The organism is Pseudomonas muyukensis (assembly GCF_019139535.1).
Taxonomy (GTDB): Bacteria; Pseudomonadota; Gammaproteobacteria; order Pseudomonadales; family Pseudomonadaceae; genus Aquipseudomonas; species Aquipseudomonas muyukensis.
This window is the reverse complement of sequence record NZ_CP077073.1, coordinates 196,015-219,211: the sequence shown is the minus strand read 5'-3', so window position 1 is coordinate 219,211 and position 23,197 is coordinate 196,015. Positions and strand designations below refer to the sequence as shown.

The 23,197-nt window shown below is 65.3% G+C and carries 22 protein-coding genes; 5 read left to right on the top strand and 17 right to left on the bottom strand.

The annotated features are described in order from the left end of the window. Positions 1-105: 105 nt before the first annotated feature. The 3 genes from KSS95_RS01105 to KSS95_RS01095 all read left to right on the top strand — a co-directional run bounded on the left by KSS95_RS01105 (position 106) and on the right by KSS95_RS01095 (position 5,479). The gene (locus KSS95_RS01105; protein ID WP_217850832.1) at positions 106-1,911 is read left to right on the top strand and encodes a phenylacyl-CoA dehydrogenase; all 1,806 of its coding nucleotides are present in this window, start codon (positions 106-108) and stop codon (positions 1,909-1,911) included. 368 nt (positions 1,912-2,279) lie between these two features. After that, positions 2,280-3,563: a GGDEF domain-containing protein gene (locus tag KSS95_RS01100; protein WP_217850830.1), complete on the top strand. Its 1,284-nt coding sequence runs from the start codon at positions 2,280-2,282 to the stop codon at positions 3,561-3,563. Positions 3,564-3,700: 137 nt separating this feature from the next. Then, a complete protein-coding gene (locus tag KSS95_RS01095) occupies positions 3,701-5,479 on the top strand; it encodes an acyl-CoA dehydrogenase C-terminal domain-containing protein (protein WP_217850828.1) in 1,779 nt (592 codons plus the stop codon). A gap of 338 nt (positions 5,480-5,817) precedes the next feature. Here the strand turns inward: KSS95_RS01095 and KSS95_RS01090 are convergent, their stop codons facing one another. Beyond that, positions 5,818-6,741 (bottom strand): LysR family transcriptional regulator, encoded by a 924-nt coding sequence (locus KSS95_RS01090; RefSeq protein ID WP_217850826.1) that lies wholly within the window; start codon positions 6,739-6,741, stop codon positions 5,818-5,820. Positions 6,742-6,950: 209 nt separating this feature from the next. On the opposite strand from KSS95_RS01090, the gene KSS95_RS01085 reads away from it, so the two are divergent. Next, complete coding sequence (locus KSS95_RS01085) at positions 6,951-8,228, top strand: aspartate aminotransferase family protein (RefSeq protein WP_217850824.1); 1,278 nt, start codon at positions 6,951-6,953, stop codon at positions 8,226-8,228. A 170-nt stretch (positions 8,229-8,398) separates the two neighbouring features. Beyond that, positions 8,399-8,557, top strand: coding sequence for a YqaE/Pmp3 family membrane protein (locus tag KSS95_RS01080; RefSeq protein WP_009681539.1), 159 nt, complete (start codon positions 8,399-8,401; stop codon positions 8,555-8,557). A 75-nt stretch (positions 8,558-8,632) separates the two neighbouring features. Here KSS95_RS01080 and KSS95_RS01075 read toward each other — a convergent pair whose 3' ends face one another. From KSS95_RS01075 to KSS95_RS01000, 16 genes are all read right to left on the bottom strand, one after another. Continuing rightward, positions 8,633-10,450: an alpha/beta hydrolase family protein gene (locus KSS95_RS01075; protein ID WP_217850822.1), complete on the bottom strand. Its 1,818-nt coding sequence runs from the start codon at positions 10,448-10,450 to the stop codon at positions 8,633-8,635. Further along, entirely contained in the window at positions 10,431-11,579 is a 1,149-nt protein-coding gene (gene pqqE, locus KSS95_RS01070; RefSeq protein ID WP_217850820.1) for a pyrroloquinoline quinone biosynthesis protein PqqE, read from the bottom strand. Before pqqE ends, KSS95_RS01075 begins: the two co-directional genes overlap by 20 nt. After that, complete coding sequence (gene pqqD, locus KSS95_RS01065) at positions 11,551-11,826, bottom strand: pyrroloquinoline quinone biosynthesis peptide chaperone PqqD (RefSeq protein ID WP_217850818.1); 276 nt, start codon at positions 11,824-11,826, stop codon at positions 11,551-11,553. Before pqqD ends, pqqE begins: the two co-directional genes overlap by 29 nt. After that, positions 11,823-12,560: a pyrroloquinoline-quinone synthase PqqC gene (pqqC, locus tag KSS95_RS01060; RefSeq protein WP_217853912.1), complete on the bottom strand. Its 738-nt coding sequence runs from the start codon at positions 12,558-12,560 to the stop codon at positions 11,823-11,825. Before pqqC ends, pqqD begins: the two co-directional genes overlap by 4 nt. A gap of 27 nt (positions 12,561-12,587) precedes the next feature. Further along, a complete protein-coding gene (gene pqqB / locus KSS95_RS01055; protein ID WP_217850816.1) occupies positions 12,588-13,499 on the bottom strand; it encodes a pyrroloquinoline quinone biosynthesis protein PqqB in 912 nt (303 codons plus the stop codon). Positions 13,500-13,578: 79 nt separating this feature from the next. Next, positions 13,579-13,650, bottom strand: a complete 72-nt coding sequence (pqqA, locus tag KSS95_RS01050; protein WP_003243383.1) for a pyrroloquinoline quinone precursor peptide PqqA — start codon at positions 13,648-13,650, stop codon at positions 13,579-13,581. A 167-nt stretch (positions 13,651-13,817) separates the two neighbouring features. Beyond that, positions 13,818-16,100 carry a pyrroloquinoline quinone biosynthesis protein PqqF gene (gene pqqF / locus KSS95_RS01045; protein WP_217850814.1) on the bottom strand — a complete coding sequence of 761 codons (2,283 nt, stop codon included), beginning with the start codon at positions 16,098-16,100 and terminating at the stop codon, positions 13,818-13,820. A 216-nt stretch (positions 16,101-16,316) separates the two neighbouring features. Then, positions 16,317-17,099, bottom strand: a complete 783-nt coding sequence (locus KSS95_RS01040) for a carbon-nitrogen hydrolase family protein (protein ID WP_217850812.1) — start codon at positions 17,097-17,099, stop codon at positions 16,317-16,319. Positions 17,100-17,115: 16 nt separating this feature from the next. Continuing rightward, a complete protein-coding gene (locus KSS95_RS01035; RefSeq protein WP_217850811.1) occupies positions 17,116-18,798 on the bottom strand; it encodes a flavin monoamine oxidase family protein in 1,683 nt (560 codons plus the stop codon). A 161-nt stretch (positions 18,799-18,959) separates the two neighbouring features. Continuing rightward, positions 18,960-19,274, bottom strand: coding sequence for a helix-turn-helix domain-containing protein (locus KSS95_RS01030; protein WP_217850809.1), 315 nt, complete (start codon positions 19,272-19,274; stop codon positions 18,960-18,962). Further along, positions 19,252-19,614 (bottom strand): toxin, encoded by a 363-nt coding sequence (locus KSS95_RS01025; protein ID WP_217850807.1) that lies wholly within the window; start codon positions 19,612-19,614, stop codon positions 19,252-19,254. The genes KSS95_RS01030 and KSS95_RS01025 overlap by 23 nt, the downstream gene beginning before the upstream one ends. 245 nt (positions 19,615-19,859) lie before the next feature. Continuing rightward, a complete protein-coding gene (locus KSS95_RS01020) occupies positions 19,860-20,321 on the bottom strand; it encodes an Lrp/AsnC family transcriptional regulator (RefSeq protein ID WP_217850805.1) in 462 nt (153 codons plus the stop codon). A gap of 105 nt (positions 20,322-20,426) precedes the next feature. Then, positions 20,427-21,062: a PM0109 family protein gene (locus tag KSS95_RS01015; RefSeq protein ID WP_225935549.1), complete on the bottom strand. Its 636-nt coding sequence runs from the start codon at positions 21,060-21,062 to the stop codon at positions 20,427-20,429. Beyond that, positions 21,059-21,760 carry an F-box domain-containing protein gene (locus KSS95_RS01010; protein WP_217850803.1) on the bottom strand — a complete coding sequence of 234 codons (702 nt, stop codon included), beginning with the start codon at positions 21,758-21,760 and terminating at the stop codon, positions 21,059-21,061. The genes KSS95_RS01015 and KSS95_RS01010 overlap by 4 nt, the downstream gene beginning before the upstream one ends. 307 nt (positions 21,761-22,067) lie before the next feature. Then, positions 22,068-22,433 (bottom strand): hypothetical protein, encoded by a 366-nt coding sequence (locus KSS95_RS01005; protein WP_217850801.1) that lies wholly within the window; start codon positions 22,431-22,433, stop codon positions 22,068-22,070. 125 nt (positions 22,434-22,558) lie between these two features. Beyond that, the gene (locus tag KSS95_RS01000) at positions 22,559-23,194 is read right to left on the bottom strand and encodes a hypothetical protein (protein ID WP_217850799.1); all 636 of its coding nucleotides are present in this window, start codon (positions 23,192-23,194) and stop codon (positions 22,559-22,561) included. Positions 23,195-23,197 lie beyond the last annotated feature (3 nt).

The following is a 23,197-nucleotide window of genomic DNA, read 5'->3' as shown; positions in this document are numbered from 1 at the left end:
AGGCCACCTAAACGTAAGTTTCAAACAACTGTTTGACCGAAAGCCGCCAAGAGCTGGTCGGTATCCGCGGTCTCCCCACCGAACTCATCACAGAGGTTCATCGCAATGCCTGATTACAAAGCCCCCTTGCGTGATATCCGCTTCGTCCGCGACGAGCTGCTCGGCTATGAGGCGCACTATCAGAGCCTGCCGGGCTGCCAGGACGCCACGCCGGACATGGTCGACGCGATCCTGGAAGAAGGCGCGAAGTTCTGTGAGCAGGTGCTGGCCCCGCTGAACCGCGTCGGCGACCTCGAAGGCTGCACCTGGAGCGAGTCGGGGGTGAAGACCCCGACCGGCTTCAAGGAAGCTTACGAGCAGTTCGTCGAAGGCGGCTGGCCGAGCCTGGCCCATGACGTCGAGCATGGTGGCCAGGGCCTGCCGGAGTCGCTGGGCCTGGCCCTGAGCGAAATGGTTGGCGAGTCGAACTGGTCGTGGGGCATGTACCCAGGCCTGTCCCATGGCGCGATGAACACCATCTCCGAGCACGGCACCCCCGAGCAGCAGGAGACCTACCTGACCAAGCTGGTGTCCGGCGAATGGACCGGCACCATGTGCCTGACCGAGCCGCACTGCGGCACCGACTTAGGCATGCTGCGGACCAAGGCCGAACCCCAGGCCGACGGCAGCTACAAAGTGTCCGGCACCAAGATCTTCATCTCGGCCGGTGAGCACGACATGGCCGATAACATCGTCCATATCGTCCTGGCCCGCCTGCCCGATGCTCCGGCCGGCACCAAAGGCATTTCGCTGTTCATCGTGCCCAAGTTCCTGCCAAACGCCGAGGGCGGCGTGGGTGAGCGCAACGGCGTGAGCTGCGGTTCGCTCGAGCACAAGATGGGCATCCACGGCAACGCCACCTGCGTGATGAACTTCGACAGTGCCACCGGCTACCTGATCGGCCCAGCCAACAAGGGCCTGAACTGCATGTTCACCTTCATGAACACCGCTCGCCTGGGTACTGCGCTGCAAGGCCTGGCCCACGCCGAAGTGGCGTTCCAGGGCGGCCTGAAGTACGCCCGCGACCGCCTGCAGATGCGTTCGCTGACCGGCCCGAAAGCACCGGACAAGGCAGCCGACCCGATCATCGTCCACCCGGACGTGCGGCGCATGCTGCTGACCATGAAGGCCTTCGCCGAAGGCAACCGCGCGATGGTGTACTTCACCGCCAAGCAGGTGGACATCGTCAAGTACAGCCAGGATGAAGAAGAGCGCAAGAAGGCCGATGCCCTGCTGGCCTTCCTCACCCCGATCGCCAAGGCGTTCATGACCGAAGTCGGTTTCGAGTCTGCCAACCACGGCGTGCAGATCTACGGCGGCCACGGCTTCATCGCCGAATGGGGCATGGAGCAGAACGTGCGCGACAGCCGTATCTCCATGCTGTACGAAGGCACCACCGGCATCCAGGCCCTCGACCTGCTCGGGCGCAAGGTGCTGATGACCCAGGGCGAGGCGCTCAAGGGCTTCACCAAGATCGTCCACAAGTTCTGCCAGGGGCAGGAAGGCAACGAGGCCACCAAGGAGTTCGTCGAGCCGCTGGCCGCGATCAACAAGGAGTGGGGCGAGCTGACCATGAAGATCGGCATGGCGGCGATGAAGGATCGCGAGGAAGTCGGTGCCGCCTCGGTGGACTACCTGATGTACTCCGGCTACGCCTGCCTGGCCTACTTCTGGGCCGACATCGCCCGCCTGGCCGCCGAGAAACTGGCTGCCGGCACCAGCGAAGAGGCCTTCTACACCGCCAAGCTGCAGACCGCGCGCTTCTACTTCCAGCGCATCCTGCCGCGCACCCGCAGCCATGTGGCGGCGATCCTGTCGGGCGCCAACAACCTGATGGCGATGAAGGAAGAAGACTTCGGTCTGTCCTGCTAAGCCTTAGCGGTTGTACAAAAAACCGCCTGCCCTCACCGGCAGGCGGTTTTTTTTTGCCCGCACTTTCACGCGTACCCCTGTAGGCGCGGCCTTGCGTCGCGAAAGGGCCGCGCAGCAGCCCAGGATTTCAGCGTTGCTGCAACGATCGCCGGGGCTGCTTTGCAGCCCGTTCGCGACACGAGGCCGCTCCTACAGGAATTGCGTAAACAGGAAGATTCCTACTGGGTGTCGCATCCAGTAACGAGAAAGTCTCAAGCTTCACCCCTGATCTGCCGTTAAAACGGGCATCTGTATTCATCTATTCATGTGCACTGCCGATGAAGTAGGGGCACAATGCCATTATTGATCTGCCGGGTCGGAGATTACCCTTGTTTCGTTTATCCGCTGTACGCGCAAGCCACTTCCTGCCTTCGCTGATTCTGTTGCTGGCAGGGCTTGCGGCAGCCTATGTGAGGGACCTCAGCGTCTTCTTCACATCGCTGTTCAACGTTCTGCCCACCTTGGTGCTGTTGCTCGGGGGCGCCTACTGCGCCGTATACCGCCGCCAGCGCGAACTGTTCCTGATGGTCGCGGTGTATATCGCCTATTTCCTGCTCGACACCCAGACCGACTTCTACCGTGACAATGGCCGGGTCCGCGAGGATGCCGCGGTGATCTTTCACCTGGTCTGCCTGCTGCTGCCGGCCCTGTTCGGGCTGTATGGCGCCTGGCAGGAGCGCACCCACCTGGCCCAGGACCTGCTGGCGCGCTTTGCCGTGCTGTTCGCCGTGGGCAGTGTCGCGGTGGCGCTGGAGCAGAGTTTTCCCGAGGCGCTGCTGACCTGGCTGGCCGAGATCCGCTGGCCGGCGCTGCATGGCCAGTGGATGAGCCTGATCCAGTTGGCCTACCCGCTGTTCCTGGCGGTGTTCGTCCTGCTGGTGGTGCAATACCTGCGTGAGCCGCGGCCCCTGCACGCGGCGCAGATCATCGGTTTGGTCGGCATCTTCTGGATGCTGCCCAAGACCTTCATCCTGCCGTTCACCCTGAACATCATGTGCAGCCAGGTGATGCTGATGATCGCCGCGGCGGTGTCCCACGAGGCCTACCAGATGGCGTTCCGCGACGAACTGACCGGGTTGCCGGGGCGCCGGGCACTGAACGAGCGCATGCAGCGCCTGGGGCGCAACTACGTGATCGCCATGACCGACGTCGACCATTTCAAGAAATTCAACGACACCCATGGTCACGATGTCGGCGACCAGGTGCTGCGCCTGGTCGCCAGCCGCCTGTCCAAGGTCACCGGTGGGGGGCGCGCCTACCGTTACGGCGGCGAGGAATTCGCCCTGGTGTTCGCCGGCAAGACCGCCGAGGAATGCCTGCCGCACCTGGAGTCGATACGGGAGATGATCGCCAACTACGCGATCCAGCTGCGCGACCAGAACAGCCGGCCCCAGGACGACTCCACCGGCCGGCAGCGCCGCGGGGGCGGCGCCAATACCACGGTGTCGGTGACCATCAGCATTGGCGTCGCCGAGCGCCAGGTCGAGCACCGCAACCCCGACGAAGTGCTCAAGTCCGCCGACCAGGCCCTGTACAGCGCCAAGGGCGCCGGGCGTAACTGCGTGATGACCTTCGGCCAGCAATCGCGGCGTGGGGCCGTGCGCATGGCGTGAACTGGGGTGTGACCATGCCTGACTATTCAGTCGCATGATGACCCTATGTCTCGTAAAAGTTGTTCGGTTACACTGCGGGTCATCCCAGTGCCGCGGCCCTCGACGGGCCGCCCCGACCCCGATAGCGAGAGGTTGTCATGGCTGAATATAAAGCGCCCCTGCGCGATATGCGCTTCGTCCTCAATGAAGTCTTCGACGTGGCCACACGCTGGTCGCAACTGCCGGGGTTGGCCGAGGTGGTCGATGCCGAGACGGCCATGGCGGTACTGGAAGAGGCCGGCAAGGTCACCGGCAAGTCCATTGCCCCGCTGAGCCGCGCCGCCGACGAAGAAGGCTGCCACTGGGACAATGGCGCGGTGCGCACCCCGGCCGGCTTCATCGAGGCCTACCGTACCTACGCCGAGGGCGGCTGGGTCGGCGTGGGTGGCGACCCGCAGTTCGGCGGCATGGGCATGCCCAAGGTGATCTCGGCCCAGGTCGAGGAAATGGTCAACGCCTCGAGCCTGTCGTTCGGCCTGTACCCGATGCTCACCGCCGGCGCTTGCCTGTCGATCAACGCCCACGCCAGCGAGGCGCTGAAGGCGCAGTACCTGCCGAACATGTACGCCGGCGTCTGGGCCGGTTCCATGTGCCTGACCGAGCCGCACGCCGGCACCGACCTGGGCATCATCCGCACCAAGGCCGAGCCCCAGGCCGATGGCAGCTACAAGGTCAGCGGCACCAAGATCTTCATCACCGGCGGCGAGCACGACCTCACCGAGAACATCATCCACCTGGTACTGGCCAAGCTGCCGGATGCCCCGGCAGGTCCGAAGGGTATCTCGCTGTTCCTGGTGCCCAAGGTGCTGGTCAACCAGGACGGTAGCCTGGGCGCGCGCAACACCGCCACCTGCGGCTCGATCGAGCACAAGATGGGCATCCAGGCCTCGGCCACCTGCGTGATGAACTTCGACGAAGCGGTCGGTTACCTGGTCGGCGAGCCGAACAAAGGCCTGGCGGCGATGTTCACCATGATGAACTACGAGCGCCTGGGCGTTGGTATCCAGGGCCTGGCCTCGGCCGAGCGTTCCTACCAGAACGCCGTGGAGTACGCCCGTGACCGCCTGCAGAGCCGAGCCCCGACCGGCCCGCAAGCCAAGGACAAGGTGGCCGACCCGATCATCGTCCACCCGGACGTGCGCCGCATGCTGCTGACCATGAAGGCGCTGATCGAGGGCGGCCGGGCCTTCTCCACCTACGTGGCGATGCAGCTCGACAGTGCCAAGTACAGCGAGGATGCCGCCACCCGCAAGCGCAGCGAAGAACTGGTGGCGCTGCTGACCCCGGTGGCCAAGGCCTTCCTCACCGACCTGGGCCTGGAGTGCACCGTGCACGGCCAGCAGGTGTTCGGTGGCCATGGCTATATCCGCGAGTGGGGCCAGGAGCAACTGGTGCGTGATGTGCGCATCACCCAGATCTACGAAGGCACCAATGGCATCCAGGCCCTGGACCTGGTCGGGCGCAAGGTGGTGGCCAGCGGTGGCGCCTACTACAAGCTGTTCGCCGACGAGATCCGCCAGTTCATCGCCAGCGCAGGCGGCGAGCTGGGTGAGTTCAGCAAACCGCTGGCGGCCTCCCTCGACCAGCTCGACGAGCTGACCGCCTGGCTGCTGGACCAGGCCAAGGGCAACCCTAACGAGATTGGCGCGGCGTCGGTCGAGTACCTGCAGGCGTTCGGCTATGTCGCCTACGGCTACATGTGGGCACTGATGGCCCGCACGGCCAAGGCCGGCGAGGGTGATACCGAGTTCTACGGCGCCAAGCTGGGCACGGCGCGCTTCTACTTCGCCCGCCTGTTGCCGCGGGTGCATTCGCTGGTCGCGTCGGTAAAGGCTGGCAGCGAGTCGCTCTACCTGCTGGACGCCGCGCAGTTCTAAGCCCTCTGCGGGCTGGCTGACAGCCCGGTTCGGCCCAGGCCGCTCTTGCCGAGGATTGCGATCCGTCGGCGGGAGCGGTCTTTTTCGTCAGGGCAAGCCTGTTTGTGAATACCCCTCTTTTGTAAGCTTTGTCTTACATGACGTGGTGACTTTTCGCCTCTTTCCTAAGATTGGATCCACGGTTACTCTTTGTCACATGGACGTAGCGCAGGACGCGCAATGGACAGAACAGGGACACGCAAGGATTTCCTGCCAGGGAGGCGGGGCGATAGGGATGTCAAAGGGAAACAGTCTGGGAAACCCCGCTTCGGCGGGGTTTTCTTTGTGCGCGTGATTTGTCAGCCGAGCACATCCAGCGGCGAGACACCCAGGGGCCGGGTCTCGGTCTCTTCCTCGAGCAGCGTGCGCAACAGCTCCACCGAGGCCTGCTGGCGCTGGGCGTCGCGGAACACCAGGCCAACCTTCAAGGGCACCCGCGGTTCGCTCAATGGCTTCCACAGCAGCTCCTGGTCATCCTGGGCGGCATCCTTGGCGCGGCCCGGCAGGATGGTGGCCAGTGCGGTATGCGCCAGGCTGTCGAGGATCCCCGCCATGTTGTTCATCTCGGCCTGCACCTGCGGCCGGCGGCCTTGGTTGGCCAGTTGCGCCTTCCAGATCTGGCGGATCTGGAACTCCTCGCCGAGCATCAGCAGCGGCAGCTCCGCCGCCTGGCGGATCGAGACTTTCTTGAAGTCCTTCAGCGGATGGGTCTTGGGGATCACCAATTGCAGTTCGTCTTCGTACAGCAGCAGGCCGTGCAGCCCAGGTTGACGCGGTGGCAGGTAGCTGATGCCGATGTCCAGGCTGCCGTTGAGCAGGCGCCGCTCGATCTCTGAACCTGACAGCTCGTAGATCTGCACCACAAGGTGCGGCTGGGCCTTGCGCACCCGCTCCAGCAGCTGCGGCACCAGGCTGGGCCGGACGGTTTGCAGCACGCCGATGGCCAGGGTGCGCAGCGACTGCCCCTTGAAGTTGCGCATGGCCTCGTGGGCCCGCTGCAAACCTTCGAGCAGGGGGCCGGCATGGTTGTACAGGGTGTGGGCGGCAAGGGTCGGCAGCAGGCGCTTGTTGCTGCGCTCGAACAGGTTCAGGTCGAGGCTGTGCTCCAGCTGGCGGATCTGTTGCGACAGGGCCGGCTGGGACAGCGACAGGCGCTCGGCGGCGCGGCCGACATGGCCTTCCTCGTAGACCGCGACGAAGTAACGCAGTTGGCGAAAATCCATAACTATTACTTATCGAAAAAGCTGGAAAAACGAAATGGCCGCAGATCGGCTTGGGGCCTAGTCTATCGCCGTATTCCAACGGGTTACAGCGCTTATCCAGGCGATTGTTACCTCGGATGAAAAACACTTTTGATAGGCAAGGCAAAATATACCCTCCGGCGTTCGACCGGGGCCTTGGCCGCCTGACACCGTGATTGGCTGGAGCCTCGATGAACCTGTTCAACCTGCGCCGCTCGGCATCTGCCGTGGCCGAGCCCAAGCGTGCCCCGGCGCTGGCGCCGGCCACCGCGCAGCCCAGCCGCGAGCGGCTGATGCCCAGCGCCGAGCGCGCGGCGCAGATGTTCGTGCGTGGCCAGGGCTCGTGGTTGTGGGACAGCGAAGGGCACGCCTACCTGGACTTTACCCAGGGCTGTGCGGTCAACAGCCTGGGCCACAGTCCGAGCGTGCTGGTCAAGGCACTGGGCAACCAGGCCCAGGCGTTGATCAACCCCGGCGCGGGTTATCACAGCCGCGCGCTGTTGAGCCTGGTCGAGCAACTGTGCCAGAGCACCGGCAGCGACCAGGCCTACCTGCTCAACAGCGGTGCCGAGGCCTGCGAGGGGGCGATCAAGCTGGCGCGCAAATGGGGGCAACTGCACCGCAATGGCGCCTACCACATCATCACCGCCAGCCAGGGCTGCCATGGCCGGAGCCTGGGGGCGTTGTCGGCCTCCGACCCGCTGCCGTGCAACCGCTGCGAGCCAGGCCTGCCAGGGTTCAGCAAGGTGCCGTTCAACGACCTGGCGGCGCTGCATGCCGCGGTCGACTCGCGCACCGTGGCGATCATGCTCGAACCGATCCAGGGCGAAGCCGGGGTGATCCCGGCCAGCGCCGACTACCTCAAGGGTGTCGAGCGGCTGTGCCGGGAGCTGGGCATCCTGCTGATTCTCGACGAGGTGCAGACCGGGATCGGGCGTTGCGGCGCCTTGCTGGCCGAGCAGACCTACGGGGTGCGCGCCGACATCGTCACCCTGGGCAAGGGCCTGGGCGGCGGCGTGCCACTGGCAGCGCTGCTGGCGCGGGGCAGCGCCTGCTGCGCTGCGCCTGGCGAACTGGCGGGCAGCCACCATGGCAATGCGCTGATGAGCGCGGCCGGGCTGGCGGTGCTGAACACGGTGTTGGAGCCGGGCTTCTTCGACCAGGTGCTGGACAGGGGCCGGCACCTGCGTGACGGCCTGAGCCGCCTGGCGGGGCGCTATGGCCAGGGCGAGGTGCGCGGGCAAGGGCTGCTCTGGGCCTTGCAGATGCGTGAAGGCATGGCCGCCGAGCTGGTCGAGGCCGCCTTGCATGAAGGGCTGCTGCTCAATGCTCCACAGGCCGACGTGGTGCGCTTCTCGCCGGCGCTGACCGTGAGCCAAGGCAACATCGACGAGATGCTCCTGCGCCTGGCCCGCGCCTTTGCCCGGCTGCATGCCCAGCAGCACAGCCGCCGGGAGATGCCGGCCTGACCGGCCTACAGAATTTCAACGAACCGTCTCGCGTTCCTGCGCATCGCCCCTGGCCTGAAATATTTGGCTCGGGGCGTTTTTTTTGCCTGTTGCGCAGGGTGAGGGCGGCATGGGGAACCTCTGCCAAGCGAGGCGAGTCTGTGTTGAAACACCCTCATGGAGCGTTTCGCATGGACTTCATTCGTATCATCATCGCCATTATCCTGCCGCCGCTGGGCGTATTCCTCCAGGTGGGGTTCGGCGGGGCATTCTGGTTGAATATCCTGCTGACGTTGCTGGGGTACATTCCCGGGATCGTGCATGCGGTGTACATCATCGCCAAGCGCTGAAGACCCACAGCGGCGAGGCATACCGCAAGCCTTGCCGGCGAACACCGGCGCAGCCGGTGCCATGCACCGTGGCGCCTACAGAGGCTCTGTGGCCAAGACCCGGCAATAGAACTTCCATTCCTGCTCGAGCGCATGGGCCAGGTTGGCCGCCTGGCGAAAGCCATGTCGCTCGCCTGGGTAGAAATGCCCCTCGGCGGCAATGCCGTTGGCCTGCAAGGCCGCGAGCATCGAGCGGGTCTGCGCCGGCACGACCACCGCGTCCAGTTCACCCTGGAAGAAAATCACCGGTACCTCGATCTGCCCGGCATGCAGCAGCGGTGTACGCTGGCGGTAGCGTTCGGCATCCTGCAGCGGGTCGCCGATCAGCCAGCCCAGATAATCCCCTTCGAACTTGTGGGTCGCCTGCCCCAGGGCCACCGGGTCGCTGACGCCATACAGGCTGGCGCCGCCGCGGAAGACCTTGTGCAAGGCCAGCGCACAGAGGGTGGTATAGCCGCCCGCGCTGCCACCGCGAATGAATGCCTGGCGAGGGTCGACCAGCCCCTGTTCGGCCAGGTAGGTCACCGCCGCGCAGGCATCCTGCACGTCGCTCTCGCCCCAGCGCAGGTGCAGGGCCTGGCGATAGGCGCGGCCATAGCCGCTGCTGCCCCGGTAGTTGAGGTCGGCGACGGCAAAGCCGCGCTGGGCCCAGTACTGGATGCGCGGGTCGAGCACCGGGTAGCAGGCCGAGGTCGGCCCGCCATGGATGAACACCACCAGCGGCGCGGGGCCGCGGCCGGTCATCGCTGGGTAGAAGAAACCGTGGGCGACGCCATCGCCGCTGGCATAGCGAATTGGCCGTGGCTGGCTGATGTGCTCGGCGGGCAACACCTCGGCGCCGCCCGCCAGCACCCGGACCTCGTGGCTGCGCCGGTCGATGGCGATGACCGCCGGCGGGCTGATGGGCGAGGCGGCGATGGCGTAGAGGTGGTCGGCATCCAGGGCCAGGCTGCGAAAGCGGCTGTAGGCGCTGGCGTAGCGCTGCACTTCACCGCTGTCGGTGCGCAGCCCCAGTTGCCCGAAGCCTTCTTCGAACCAGCTGGCCAGGTAGCTGGCAGGGCCCAGCGCCAGCCAGGTGCACGGGCCCAGTTGCCAGGGCGCGGCGGCATGGTCGGCATTGGCGGCGGGCAAGGCTTGCCAGCGTCCGTCGACCTCACCCCAGGGCTGCCAGAAACCGTCGCGGTCCGACAGGCAGTACAGGTGCCCTGCGGCATCGAAGCGCGGTTGCTGCAGCGATTCGTCCTGCCCGGCGATGCAGCGTGGCGCCCCCCAATCGCCAGATGGGCCCCGCTCGCGACACATCAGGCGGGTGCGGGTCCATGGCTGCGCGGGGCGATCCCATTCGACCCAGGCCAGGCGCCGGCCGTTGTCGCTCAGGGTCGGCGTGGCATAGAAGTCGGCGCCCTCAGCGAGGACTTCACGGCAGCCCGCGGCCAGGCTGACCAGCCGATGGACAACGTGCTCGCCATGGCTTTCCTCCACCGCCAGCACCTGCCCGGCGTGCCATTGCACGTCGCCATAGCGGCAGGCGGGGTTAGCGGTGAGGGCACATGGCGCCGAACCATCCAGTGCCTGGCTGTAGACCTGCTGGTCGTGCTCGTTGACGAACACCAGGCCGTGGTCGGCCAGGCAGAAGCTGCCGCCGCCATATTCATAGACCCGGCTGCGCACACTGAAGCCATCGGGGGTCAGGCAGCGGGCCTGATGGTCGCGCCAATGCCAGAGCCGGCAGGCGCCATCGGCGGGGCGGAACTCGTTCCAGAACAGCCCCTGCGCGCCAACCTTGAGTTCGGCGAAGTCGGTGCCGGCGGCCACCGCCTGGGCGGCGCTGAACTCAGCCACGGGCGATGACATGGGAATTGCGTGCGTTGCGCAAGGTCATCTGTTCGATCTCCAGCGTTGCGTGTTCGGCCTCCTCGCGGGCCTTGAGGATGATGCCATGGTCCGGTGACTTGGCGCACACCGGGTCGGCCTTGCTGGCATCGCCGGTGAGCATGAAGGCCTGGCAACGGCAGCCGCCGAAGTCCTTTTGCTTCTCGTCGCACGAGCGGCAGGGTTCGGGCATCCAGTCATAGCCACGGAAGCGGTTGAAGCCGAACGAGTCGTACCAGATGTGCCGCAGGTCGTGATCGCGCACATTGGGGAACTGTACCGGCAGCTGCCGCGCGCCATGGCAGGGCAGGGCGGTGCCGTCGGGGGTGATGGTCAGGAACAGGCTGCCCCAGCCGTTCATGCAGGCCTTGGGGCGCTCCTCGTAGTAGTCCGGGGTGACGAAGATCAGCTTGCACGGGCTGCCTTCGGCCTTGAGTCTTTCCCGGTACTCGTTGGTAATGCGCTCGGCCCGCTGCAACTGCGTGCGGGTCGGCAGCAGGCCCAGGCGATTGAGGTGTGCCCAGCCATAGAACTGGCAGGTGGCGAGCTCGACGAAGTCGGCTTGCAGGGCAATGCACAGCTCGATGATGCGGTCGATCTTGTCGATGTTGTGCCGGTGGGTGACGAAGTTGAGCACCATCGGGTAGCCGTGGGCCTTCACTGCCCGGGCCACCTCCAGCTTCTGCGCGAAGGCCTTCTTCGAGCCGGCCAGGAGGTTGTTCACCTGCTCGTCGCTGGCCTGGAAACTGATCTGGATGTGGTCCAGCCCGGCCTGCTTGAACGCGGCGATCTTCTGCTCGGTCAGGCCGATGCCGGAGGTGATCAGGTTGGTGTAGTAGCCCAGGCGCCGGGCCTCGCCGATCAGCTCGGCGAGGTCCTGGCGCACCAGCGGCTCGCCGCCGGAAAAGCCGATCTGCGCGGCGCCCATTTCGCGGGCTTGGGCCATGACCTTGAACCACTGCGCGGTGCTCAGCTCCTTGCCCTGTTCGGCGAAGTCCAGCGGGTTGGAGCAGTACGGGCACTGCAGCGGGCAGCGGTAGGTCAGTTCGGCCAGCAGCCACAGCGGCAGGCCGACCGGCACCTCAGGCGAGGGTGATCCAGTGTTCGGCACGGGCCACCTCCATGAATTGCTCGATGTCGTCGGCGACTTCGGGCACACCGGGGAATTGCTGTTGCAGCTCGGCGATGATCGCCGCCACCGAGCGCTGGCCATCGACCAGGCCGCCGATCAGCCCGGCGCTGTCGTTGAGCTTGATCATGCCCTCGGGGTACAGCAGCACATGGCCCTTCTGTGCCGGCTCGTACTGGAAGCGGTAGCCGGGGCGCCAGGCGGGCACCTGTTGACGGTCGAAACTCATAGGGCGATCCCCTTGTGCCAGGCCCGCTCGGTGGTAACGCTGTGGTACGGCGGGCGGTTCAGTTCATAGGCCATGCTCATGGCATCGAGCATGCTCCACAGGATATCCAGCTTGAACTGCAGGATCTCCAGCATGCGTTGCTGGCCTTCGCGGGTGGTGTAGTGCTGCAAGGTGATCGCCAGGCCGTGTTCCACATCGCGGCGGGCCTGGCCCAGGCGGGTGCGGAAGTATTGGTAGCCGGCCGGGTCGATCCACGGGTAGTGCTGCGGCCAGCTGTCCAGGCGCGACTGGTGGATCTGCGGGGCGAACAGCTCGGTCAGCGAGCTGCTGGCCGCTTCCTGCCAGCTGGCGCGGCGGGCGAAGTTGACGTAGGCGTCGACCGCGAAGCGCACGCCCGGCAGTACCAGCTCCTGGCTGCGCAGCTGGTCGGGGTCCAGCCCCACGGCCTGGCCCAGGCGCAGCCAGGCCTCGATACCGCCGTCCTCGCCGGGGGCGCCGTCGTGGTCGAGCAGGCGCTGGATCCACTCGCGGCGCACCTCGCGGTCCGGGCAGTTGGCCAGGATCGCGGCGTCCTTGAGTGGGATGTTGACCTGGTAGTAGAAGCGGTTGGCCACCCAGCCCTGGATCTGCTCGCGGGTGGCACGGCCTTGGTACATCGCCACGTGGTACGGGTGGTGGATGTGGTAATAGGCGCCCTTGGCGCGCAGGGCCTGCTCGAACTCGGCAGGGGACATCGGCGTTGCGTCGCTCACACGGCCTCCTTACAGCTCGATGCTCATGCCGTCGAAGGCGACTTCCACGCCGCGACGCTGCACTTCGGCGCGCTCTGGGGAGTCTTCATCGAGGATCGGGTTGGTGTTGTTGATGTGGATAAGCACCTTGCGCTGGCGCGGGAACGCCTCGAGCACCTCGAGCATGCCGCCCGGGCCGTTCTGCGCCAGGTGGCCCATCTCGCGGCCGGTACGGGTGCCGACGCCGCGCCGCTGCATTTCATCATCCTCCCACAGCGTGCCGTCGACCAGCAGGCAGTCGGCGCCGTGCATCATGTCCAGCAGCTGGGCGTCGACCTGCCCCAGGCCCGGGGCATAGAACAGCTTGCCGCCGGTACGGCTGTCCTCGACCAGCAGGCCAAGGTTGTCGCCCGGGTGCGGGTCGAAACGGTGCGGCGAGTAAGGCGGCGCGGCGCTGCGCAGTGGGAAGGGGGTGAAGCGCAGGTGCGGGCAGGCGTCGATGACGAAGCTGCCTTCGAGTTCGATGCGCTGCCACTGCAGGCCGCCGTTCCAGTGGCTGAGCATGTTGAACAACGGAAAACCCGTGGTCAGGTCCTGGTGGACCATGTCGGTGCACCACACCTTGTGCGGGCAGCCCTCGCGCAGGCTGAGCAGGCCGGTGGTGTGGTCGATCTGGCTGTCGAGCAGCACGATGGCATCGATGCCGCTGTCGCGCAGGGCGCGGGCCGGTTGCATCGGCGCGAAGGCCTGCAACTGGGCACGGATGTCTGGCGAGGCGTTGCACAGGATCCAGTGCTCGCCGTCGTCGGACAGGGCGATGGACGACTGGGTACGCGCTTTGGCGCGCAGCGTGCCGTCGCGGTAGCCCTTGCAGTTGGCGCAGTTGCAGTTCCACTGGGGGAAACCGCCGCCGGCGGCCGAGCCGAGAATCTGGATGTACATGGGCGCCCTCTGAAGCAGGAAACGGTGATTCGAAAACGACGACGCCCCGGCGGGCCGAGGCGTCTGGTCGCGCTGCCGCTTAGCGGTTGGCGAAGTACATGGTCACTTCGAAGCCGATACGCAGGTCAGTGTAAGCAGGTTTGGTCCACATGGGCTTGCTCCTTCCGGATGGGTTTGGGGGTCAGCTCATCATTGGGTACCGTCTGGGGGCAGAGGTTCCATTGGCTGAGATTGCGCTATCTTACAAGAAAAATTTGTACCGAAAGGTTAATTATTCGAAATGCGCCCTTGCAGGCTTGGTAACAATCCGCGCCGCGTTCAGTGCCAATGAGCATCTGGGGCGGGGGCGTTGGCCAGGCACAGCCAGCCGTGTTCGGCTGCCAGTAATTGCTGCAGTAGCGCGTCCAAGTCGTGCTGTTCGACAGTCAGAATAGCCTCGCTCATGCAAGCCAGCTGCGGATTTTGTGTCGCCATATGTGCCTGCCAGGCCCAGTGCGCGACCTCGGCATTGGCCATGGCCGCTTCGCTGAACTGCTCGGCCAGTTGCTGGCGGCTGTCGGCGGCCAGTTGCACGCCCTCCTGCAGCAGCGTGGTCAGGTGGCCAAGCACCTCGCGCTGGCCGGCCTGCGGCGATTGCACGCCGAACAGCAACCCGCCGTGCCCGGCAATTTGGCGAAAGGTGCTGAACACGGCATAGCCCAGTTGCAGTTCAACCCGCAACCGTTGGTATACCGGCCCTTGCAGCAGGTGGGCGAGCAGACGGCCGCACGCTTGCAGGGGCGCTGGCAGCGGGCAGAACAGCAGCAGGGCCGGCTCACTGCCCGGGGCGTGCACCTGATGCCAGTGGCGCCCTGCGAAGTGGCGCCTGGCTGGCGGCTCGCCGGGCTGCCCAGGGATGGCCTGCAGGGCCGCGCCGAGGGCGTCGCGGCTGGCTTGGTCGAAGCCGATGGCCAGGCCTTGCCAGCGTGCGTGCTGCCAGGGCGAGGCGAGCTCGCCGGCGGGCTGCCCTTGGGCGGCTGCCGGGTCAAGGGCGCCCGGCAGGGCCTTGAGCAGGGCACGGATCGGGATCAGCGCCGGTTCGCGGGCTGCCGGGGCCTGCCAGTGCTCGCGGGCTGGCGTGCCGATCTGCTCGAGCGCTTCTGCCGCCGCGTTCACCACCGCCAACGGATAGCCGCCGATACGCAGTTGCAGGTAGCCACCACTGGCCTCCAGGTCCAGTTGCACTGCGGCGCGTTCGGCACGCTCGCGCAGCGCTTGCAGGGCGCGTTCGAGCACCTGCAGCACGCGCGCCGCCGAGGGCAGCTGCCAGCGCAGGTAGAGCGTGGCGAACTGGCGCGAAGCGGGCAGGGCATCGCTGAGCGTCAGGCCTTGCGGCAAGGGGGCGTGCCGCGTCGCTGGCGTGGTCGCCAGCAGCGGTTCGGCCGGTGGCAGGTGCCAGGGGCCGGCGGGGCCCTGCGGTAGATCGGCCAGTAGTGCATCCAGCGCGGCCAGGCCTTGTCGGGTGAGTGCTTGGTAGGGCTGGCCGGCACTGTCGCGGCGGGCCAGATCCAGCGCGCTGGCCGCTTGCTCACGGCGTTGCTGCAACTGCGCGAAGGTGACGTGCAGCTGTGGCCCAGCCTGCTGGCGGATGAAACCGAGCCAGCTGTACAACAGCTGTTGGGCTTGCGCGGCATCGGCCTGGGCCGTCAGTTGTAGGCGCACGTGCCACAGCAGCTGGCCGGCATGGCTGTACAGGCGTTGCGCCTTGCAGTCCTGCAGCCAGCCGCGCTGGCGCAGTTCGGCCAGCCAGCCACCCGGGCGGCTATCGCTGAGCAGGTCCAGCAGCAGCTCAAGGGCCTGCTCGGCTTGTGCCGGGAGGTGTTCGTGGGCAAACAGCAGGTCTTGGGTGCTGGGCGAGCGTAGTGGGTCGTCGAGCAACCGCGGCGGTGCGGGCCTACCTGCCGAGGTGCCCGCGGCGAACTGCGCGCCCAGGCGCCTGGCCAATGCTTCCAGTGCTTCCAGCGGTTGAGGGCCGGCCAGGCTCAGGGTTATCCGGCTGCCTTGGTAGAAGCATCGGTGAAACGCTTGCAGCGCGCGTTGGAAGGCCGCATCCCTTAGCGGCAGGCTGTAGCGGTTGCCGGCGTGGAAGGCCCTGAGCGGATGATTGGCGGCAACCGACTGGAGCAAGGCGAACTGTTGTTGGGCCTCGGGGTTGCGCGACCAGGCGATGAACTCGGCGTGGATCACCTCGCGCTCGCGACCCTGGCGCTCAATGGCGAAGTCCGGCTCGACGAGCATCTGGCACAGGCGCTCCAGCCCACCGGCCAGCGCTGCTGGGGGCACTTCGAAGAAGAAATCGGTGGTGCGTTCGCGGGTACTGGCATTGACCTGGCCGCCCAGGCCCTGCACGTAGCGCATCAGGCCGTCGTCCAGCGGGAAACGCTCGGTACCCAGGAAGAACAGGTGTTCGAGAAAGTGCGCCAGGCCCGGCCAGCGCGGCGGTGCGTCGTGGCTGCCGGCATGCACGCGCAGCGCCGCCGCCGCACGTTTGAGGCGTGGCGCGTGGCGCAGCGTCAGGTGCAGGCCGTTGGCGAGGGTGAGGTGGCGGATGGCGTCGGACATGACGCCATGCTAGCGCGCAATGCCGAGGTTGTCTGGTCTGGCCCAGTCTTGCGATTTTTGGGAATTCAAGATTGCCGGGGTCGCTTTGCGACCCATTCGCGACACAAGGCCGCTCCTACAGGGATACGTGGTCGTCTGTAGGCGCGGCCTTGTGTCGCGAAACAGCGGCAACGCCAAGCCCAGCGCCAATTATCAACACCTTGCAAGGGATGGCTGTTAATGCAGATCCCGGCGCAGGTCCGCCAGGTAGGGGAACGCCAGGCGCCCCTCGACTACCCGCTCGTGCTCCAGATCCGCCAGCAACTGGCACTCTTCGCGCCCGGCCATCGCCAGCAGGCTGCCGTCCGGGCCGACGATGCTGCTCTGGCCGCAATACTGGATCTGCCCTTCGCTGCCGCAGTAGTTGGCATACACCAGGTAGCACTGGTTCTCCTGTGCCCGCGAGCGCACGGTCACCTGGCAAACGAAGTCGTAGGGGGTCATGTTCGCCGTCGGCACCAGGATCAGCTCGGCGCCGGCCAGGGCCAGGCGCCGGGCGTTCTCCGGGAACTCGATGTCGTAGCAGATCAGCAGGCCGACCTGCCAACCGTCCAGCTCGACCACCGGGAAGTGGTTGGCGCCGGGGCTGAACATCGAGCGGTCCAGTTCGCCGAACAGGTGGGTCTTGCGGTAGTTGCACAGGCTGCGGCCATGGGCGTCGATCAACTGCACGCTGTTGTAGATCGCGCCGTCATCGCCGCGCTCCGGATAGCCGTAGACGATGGCGATGCGCTGCGCCTGGGCGATTTCCACCACCCGCAGCGCCGCCGGGCCGTCGGCGGGCTCGGCCAGGCGGGCCACCTGGTCGAGGCCGATGTTGTAGCCGCTGAGGAACATCTCCGGGCACACCAGCAACTGGGCGCCGCGCCCGGCGGCCAGCTGGGCCTGGCGTTGCAGGCGCTCGAGATTGCCGGGCACGTCCAGGGGCTGGGGCGTGCCCTGGAACAGGGCGATGCGCATGGCGCTACTCCTTCGCTCAGTCGGCCAGGGCAATCGGCCCGATCTCGTCGAACACGTCGCCCGGGCCGGGGTTGTCCGGGTGGGTCTGGCCACCGAAGTGGTTCATGATACCCCACACCGCGTTCAGCGACGTCTGCACCGCGCCTTCCACCCAGGCCGGGGTCCACGACACGTCGTCACCGGCGATGAAGATGCCGCGCTGCTCGGCTGGCATGTCGGCCTGCATGAAGTGCGCGTACATCCGTTGGTTGTAGCGATAGTGGCCAGGCAGCGCGCCTTTGAAGGCGCCGAGGAAGTGCGGGTCGGCCTCCCACGAGATGGTGATAGGGTCGCCGATGATATGCCCGGCGATATCGGTCTTGGGGTAGATCTTCTTCAACGCGTCGAGGGCCAGTTGCACGCGCTTTTCGGTCGGATGCGGCAGCATCTTCAGGGCATCGCTCATCCAGGCGTAGGACAGGCAGATCACCCCCGGCTTGTCGTCGCCGTTGTCGAACAGGTAGGTGCCGCGGGTCAGGCGATCGGTGAGGGTCATGCTCATCAGGTCGCGGCCGGTCTGCGGGTCCTTGTCCTTCCAGAACGGCCGGTCGACCATGACGAAGGTCTTCGACGACTGCATGTAGCGGGTACGGTCCAGGGCCATCCACATCTTCTGCGAGAACAGCGACTCCTCGCAGTCGATCTGGGTGGTCAGCAGCCAGCTCTGGCAGGTGGTGAGCACCGCTGCGTAGTGGCGCACGTCGCCGTAGTTGTCGGTGACTGCCAGGCGACCATCGGTGGCGCGGGCGATGCGCTTGACCCCGGTGCGTGGCGCGCCGCCATGCAGGCCGCTGAGGCTGGTGCCGGCCGGCCAGTGGGCGCATCGCTCCGGCACATGGCGCCAGATGCCCTGGGGCACCTGCTCGACACCGCCGACCACCAGGTGCTGGTGGTCGTCGCAGTTGGTCATCACCACACGGAAGATTTCCAGCATCGAGTTGGGGAAGTCCGAGTCCCAGCCACCGGTGCCGAAGCCCACCTGGCCGAACACCTCGCGGTGCTGGAAGCTGAGCTTGGCGAACGAGCGCGAGGTGGCGACGAAATCGTAGAAGGTGCGGTCGTCCCACAACGGCACCAGCTTGTTCCACAGGTCTTTCAGGCGCGGCACGTCGCGGTCGCGAATGGCCTGCTGGATATCGCCGAATTGCGCGCCGCTTTCCAGGGCGTCGGCCCAGGCGTCGGCCACCTCGTGGAACAGTGGCGGCAGGTCGGCGGATTTTTCGGCGTAGTAGGTCTGGCCTTCGAGGTCGATCACCGTGCTGCCCGAGGCAGGGGTCAGCGGGTTGGGGAAGGGTTTGGTCTCCAGGCCCAGTTTGTCGACGTAATGGTAGAAGGCCGTGGACGACACCGGAAAGCGCATGCCGCCCAGTTCGGCGACGATGCCGTCGGTGCCGTTGAAGGCTTGCGAGCGCAGCCGGCCGCCGAGCTTGGAGGCTTCGTACACCACCGGCTTGAGGCCCAGCTTCATCAGTTCGTAGGCCGCCACCAACCCGGCGATGCCGCCACCGACGATCGCCACCTCTTCGCCATGGCGCTCCTTGGGGATGCTGCCCAGGCCGGCTGGGTGCTCCAGCCAGTCGTCGAAGGCGAAGGGGAAGTCCGGGCCGAAGATGGTGATGGGTTTCTTGCCGTCGGCGGGGTGGCGGTTGTTCTTGTTCATGTAATGACCTTGCCAGGGAGGCTGCGCAGGGGCGGAGCCTGAGTATAGAAAATGCCTGGTGGCCATTTTATGAAGCGCGGGGTTCGTAATTAAGAGGCAGAGTGGCGTCGTTATGGAGGTTGTTTCGTCGTAATGACTGCTATTGGTGGAAAAGTGACGAATCAGCCCAGGGCGGCGAGGTGCTCGACGGTTTCCGGGAATTTCTGTACCAGGCGAATCAGCGCGACAGCCTGGGCGTTGGGTTTGGAGCGGCCTTGCTCCCAGTTCTCCAGGGTACGGGCATTGGTGCGCAGGTAGCTGGCAAACACCGCACGCGACATGTTGAGGCGCTGGCGCAACCCGATGAGCTCGTCGGGTGCCAAGGGGGCCAAGGCCTGGAAAGCGACCTTGTGCGAACGCAGGGTCAGTTTGCCGGCGCGCGCTTCGGACAGCGCCTCGAAGCCTTCGGTCAGTTCAGTGAAGATATTGCGTGGCATGGGTCGTCCTCATCAGGTATTCGCGCTCGAGTAGTTGTTTCAGGGCTTGGCACTGCTGTGTGGTCAGGTCGTCCTGGAGCTCCTTGCCATACAGCGTGAAGAGCCAGAATTGCTGCCCGGCGGACCACCAGTAGTAGATGATGCGCATGCCGCCGCGCTTGCCCTTCTGGCGCAGTGCATTGGCGAAACGCATCTTCCTGAGGCCACCTGTGCCCTTGATGACATCGCCGATATGGGGCTGCAGGAGCAGCAACTGCTGCAACAAGCGAAAGTCGGCGTCGTCGAGGTAATCGCTGCGATAGCGCTCGAAAGCCGGTAGTTCTACGAATAGCGCATCCATGCTTTATACGTCATCTGCGTAGAGTTTGTGATGAGGTCGCTCGCGCGTCAAGTGCACGGGCTGATCTGAGCCTAAACGTCGATGGAAGGCAGGGACGGGGAGGAGGGTTGCTGGATGTGTCGCGGATCACCAGCAGTTGCCGGGCGTTCGCCGGTTGGCGCCCCTGAACCCGGGTGATGGCCGTCGGTAGGCGCTGCTGATCGCGATTTTTCTTACGGGCCCTGTCGTTCAGGGCCATGGGATGGTCAGCCTGGCTGGCCGCGGTCGACCTTGCTGCTGAGGATGATCGACGTGGTGGTCTTCTCCACGCCGTCGAGGCTGCCGATCTGGTCGAGCAACTGGTCCAGTTGCTCCGGAGAGTCGCTGCTCAGCCAGGCGACGTAGTCGAATTCGCCGCTCACCGCGCACAACTGCTGCACCTGGCCCATCGCGCCCAGGCGGCGCACGATGTCCTTGCCCGAGCGCGGTTGCGCCTTGATCCCCACATAGGCCTGCAAGCCGCCGCCGAGCAGGCGCTGGCCCAGGCGAACGCCGTAGCCGGTGATGACCTTGCTCTTTTCCAGCCGCGCCAGGCGCGAGTTGACCGTGGTGCGGGCGATGCCCAGGTGGCGGGCGAGGGTGGCGACGCTTTCGCGGGCGTTGATCTGCAGCAGGGCGATCAGCTTGCGGTCGATTTCGTCGAGGGCGATGGCGCGGGAGTCTGGCATGGTGGGTCTCGGCAGTCGGGTCGCTAGCCTAGCCAGCTCCTGCGCTCCAGGGCAAGACGCGGTGTGGCGGCGCAGTCGCCTGCCTGCGCCGTTCATGGCAGGGTTTCAGGCCGCTGGCTGCGGATACGTGGTGATCTGCACATCCAGCTTGTGGCTGGCGGCCAGGCACCACGCCTGGAGCGCCGCATCGATCGCGGCCTTGTCGGCCAAGCGCTCCAGGCCAATGGCCTGGGCGAAACAGCGATAGCCGGGTTTGCCCTGGTCGTTGACTTGCCCATCCTCCGGGTAGTCGATGGTCAGCCAGGCATCTCGGTACCAGTTGCCTTCGGCAGGTGTATCGCAGACCACCACCGACAACATCAATTCGCTCGTGGTCGCTTCGACCGCACGATCACTGAACTGGCCTGTGTGCTTGTCATACCCCGTATCGCTGCGCACCCACACACCGAACATCAGGTCGCCCTTGCGGTGGTTGTGCCATGGCTCAGGCTGGTTCTGCGGGGTGCGTAGCCAGAGCACCGACATGTCATGGAAAGGCAGGTAGCGCAGGCCGCTGGTCTTGAGGTTTTCCAGCCCGGCGACCCGCTGTGGCAGCGAGTGGACGTAGGTCTGGTAATAGTCTTGTGCACCCAGGCTGTCGCGCAGGTACGCGAGCAGCTCGAACATGCGCTGCTGGTAATCAGCCAGCAGGCGGTAGGCACGGCGTACATCGACCAGTGCGTTTGCCAGGGACTCGGTCATTTCAGGCTCCATGCCGCGAAAGCGCCGGTGGGCGTTTCGATGTGAACCGGCTTCAGGGCATTGAGCCATTGCACCGGGTGGGTTTTCAGGCTGTGCCAGGCATAGCACCTGGCAAGGTCTTCCAACAGGCGCTGGCTGCCGCTGAGCGAGCTGTCGAGCGCGCGCTCGAGTGCCTGGAACATCTGTTGCCAGCTACGGTAAACCAGCCTGAAGGGTTGCTGTGGCTGGCCGGCCAGCTCGGCGTGCACCTGCTCGAGCAGCCGCGCGCGCCCAGCTTGCGAGTTGTCCTTGAGCCCTCCCAGTGTCAGCAGGATGCTGTCGGCCTCCAGTGCCCCGCCATGCCAGCCGGCCCTGAGCTCGCGAGCCAGCTGCGCGGGAGACTGTTGATCGAAATGGTCATGGCGCTTGGCCTCGACCAGCAGCGTGCGATTGCCATCGCTGAGCAGTACGTCGGGTTCTACCTGCCTGCCTTCGGGCAGGCGCCAGGACGGCCAGAACGTGATGGTTTGCAGCGGGCCAAAGGGCTCGCCCAGCAACGCCTGGAATACCGCGCAGAACTGTTCATCGGGCAAGTAGGCCAGGCGTTCGAACAAGGTAGCGGTCAATACGTCCTCTGCACCCTCGCTGCGCTCGAAGTCGAGCATCTGATGGTGCAGGCCGGTGCCTTTTTTCTTGCCGGCCAATACGGCGTTGAGCATGACGCTTCCTTCGTCTGGAGAAAGGGGGCAGAGCTGCGGGGGTATCCTAGTGTGGTGTTTCACAAATAACGACCCTAATTCGCGGTGCTTTTTGCGCTCATGCTGCGTTGTCGCTCCTCGCCGTAGCTGGGCTACGACTCGTCGCGACGCCTTGCTTGAGCACAAAAAATCACGCGCCAATTTGGGTCGTATTTGCAAAACACCACACTAGCAAGGGATATGGCTATGTGCCTGCTTTCGCGGAAAACGCCAAGAAAAAGGCCGCGCATGAGCGCGGCCTGTTCGATCAGGAGGGTTTGCAGCGATGTCAGCGCGCGGCGCTGGTCTGCGCGGTGGCGCAGGGCGACTTCAGCCCGGCGGTCATGCTCTCGACGTTGTCGAGCATCTGGTTGCCCTGGTTGACCTTCTGGGCGTTCTCCGCCAGTTGCATGCGCTGGTCGTACGTGGCGGAGGTGCCGTTCATGCTGTGCTTGGTCTCGAGTACGGAGTTGGCGATGCTGAGCAGGCTGCGGCCAGTGGAGATCAGGTTGTCGGTTGCACTGGGCGTGCACGGTGAGTTGCCGCTGGCCATGTTCTGCGTGCCCGGGTTGTAGCCCCCAGGTGCCGCGCAGCCGGCGAGTGCCAGCAGCATGGGTGCAACGAGCAGGGCCCCAAGGCGTCCTTGGATGTTCATGTGACGTTCCCTCGATCACTGGGCTCCGACCCGGTGCCGAAGCGATGGAGGGATTCTAGAAAGGGGGCAGTGATGGCGAAATAGAACGGGTGTCCTAAAGGCACTTTGCCCTGCCAGGGCGGGCGTCAGATGCCCAGCAGGGTTTTGACCGTGGTGGCTACGTTGGCGATGTTGGAGAAGATGTTGGTCTGCCGTTCGATCTTTTGCAGGCCCTTCACTGCCTCGCTGTCAGCATCGTTGCGGATACGTTTGGGGTCGCCATCCGCCGTTGGGGCTGTGGCTTCAAGGCCATCGTCAGGCGAGGTGTAGCGCGCCTTGGACTCGGCGAAAAGATCGCTTGGTATGCCTTGGTAGTCACTGAACTGGCTGAATTCTAAGACGTTCTCGATGAGCTGAAGTTCCGCATCGATGCGGATGGCGATGGAGGCGAAGGTGGTGAAGTTGGTGTTCTGCGCGATGATGCTGGCGCGCCAGTTGTACTGGTCGACAATGTTGTTGAACGGATACAGCAGGTCGAAGCCCAGGCGCAGCATGCGTTGCTGGGCCGTTGGGCCCAGCGCGACCAGGCAGGCCTGAACCTCGGTTGCCAAGGTGCAGGATTGCGGGGCGCCGAGCTTGGAGCTGTCGGTGATCGGAGCCTTGGTCGGGTAGGTGTCCAGCAACAGTTTGAAGTAAGCGTCGTGGGCCGTTCTGAACTTGCCGATGATGTGTAAGGTGTCCATTGTGGGTGATCGTCCTTGGTCTTGAGTGGCATCGTTCATGAA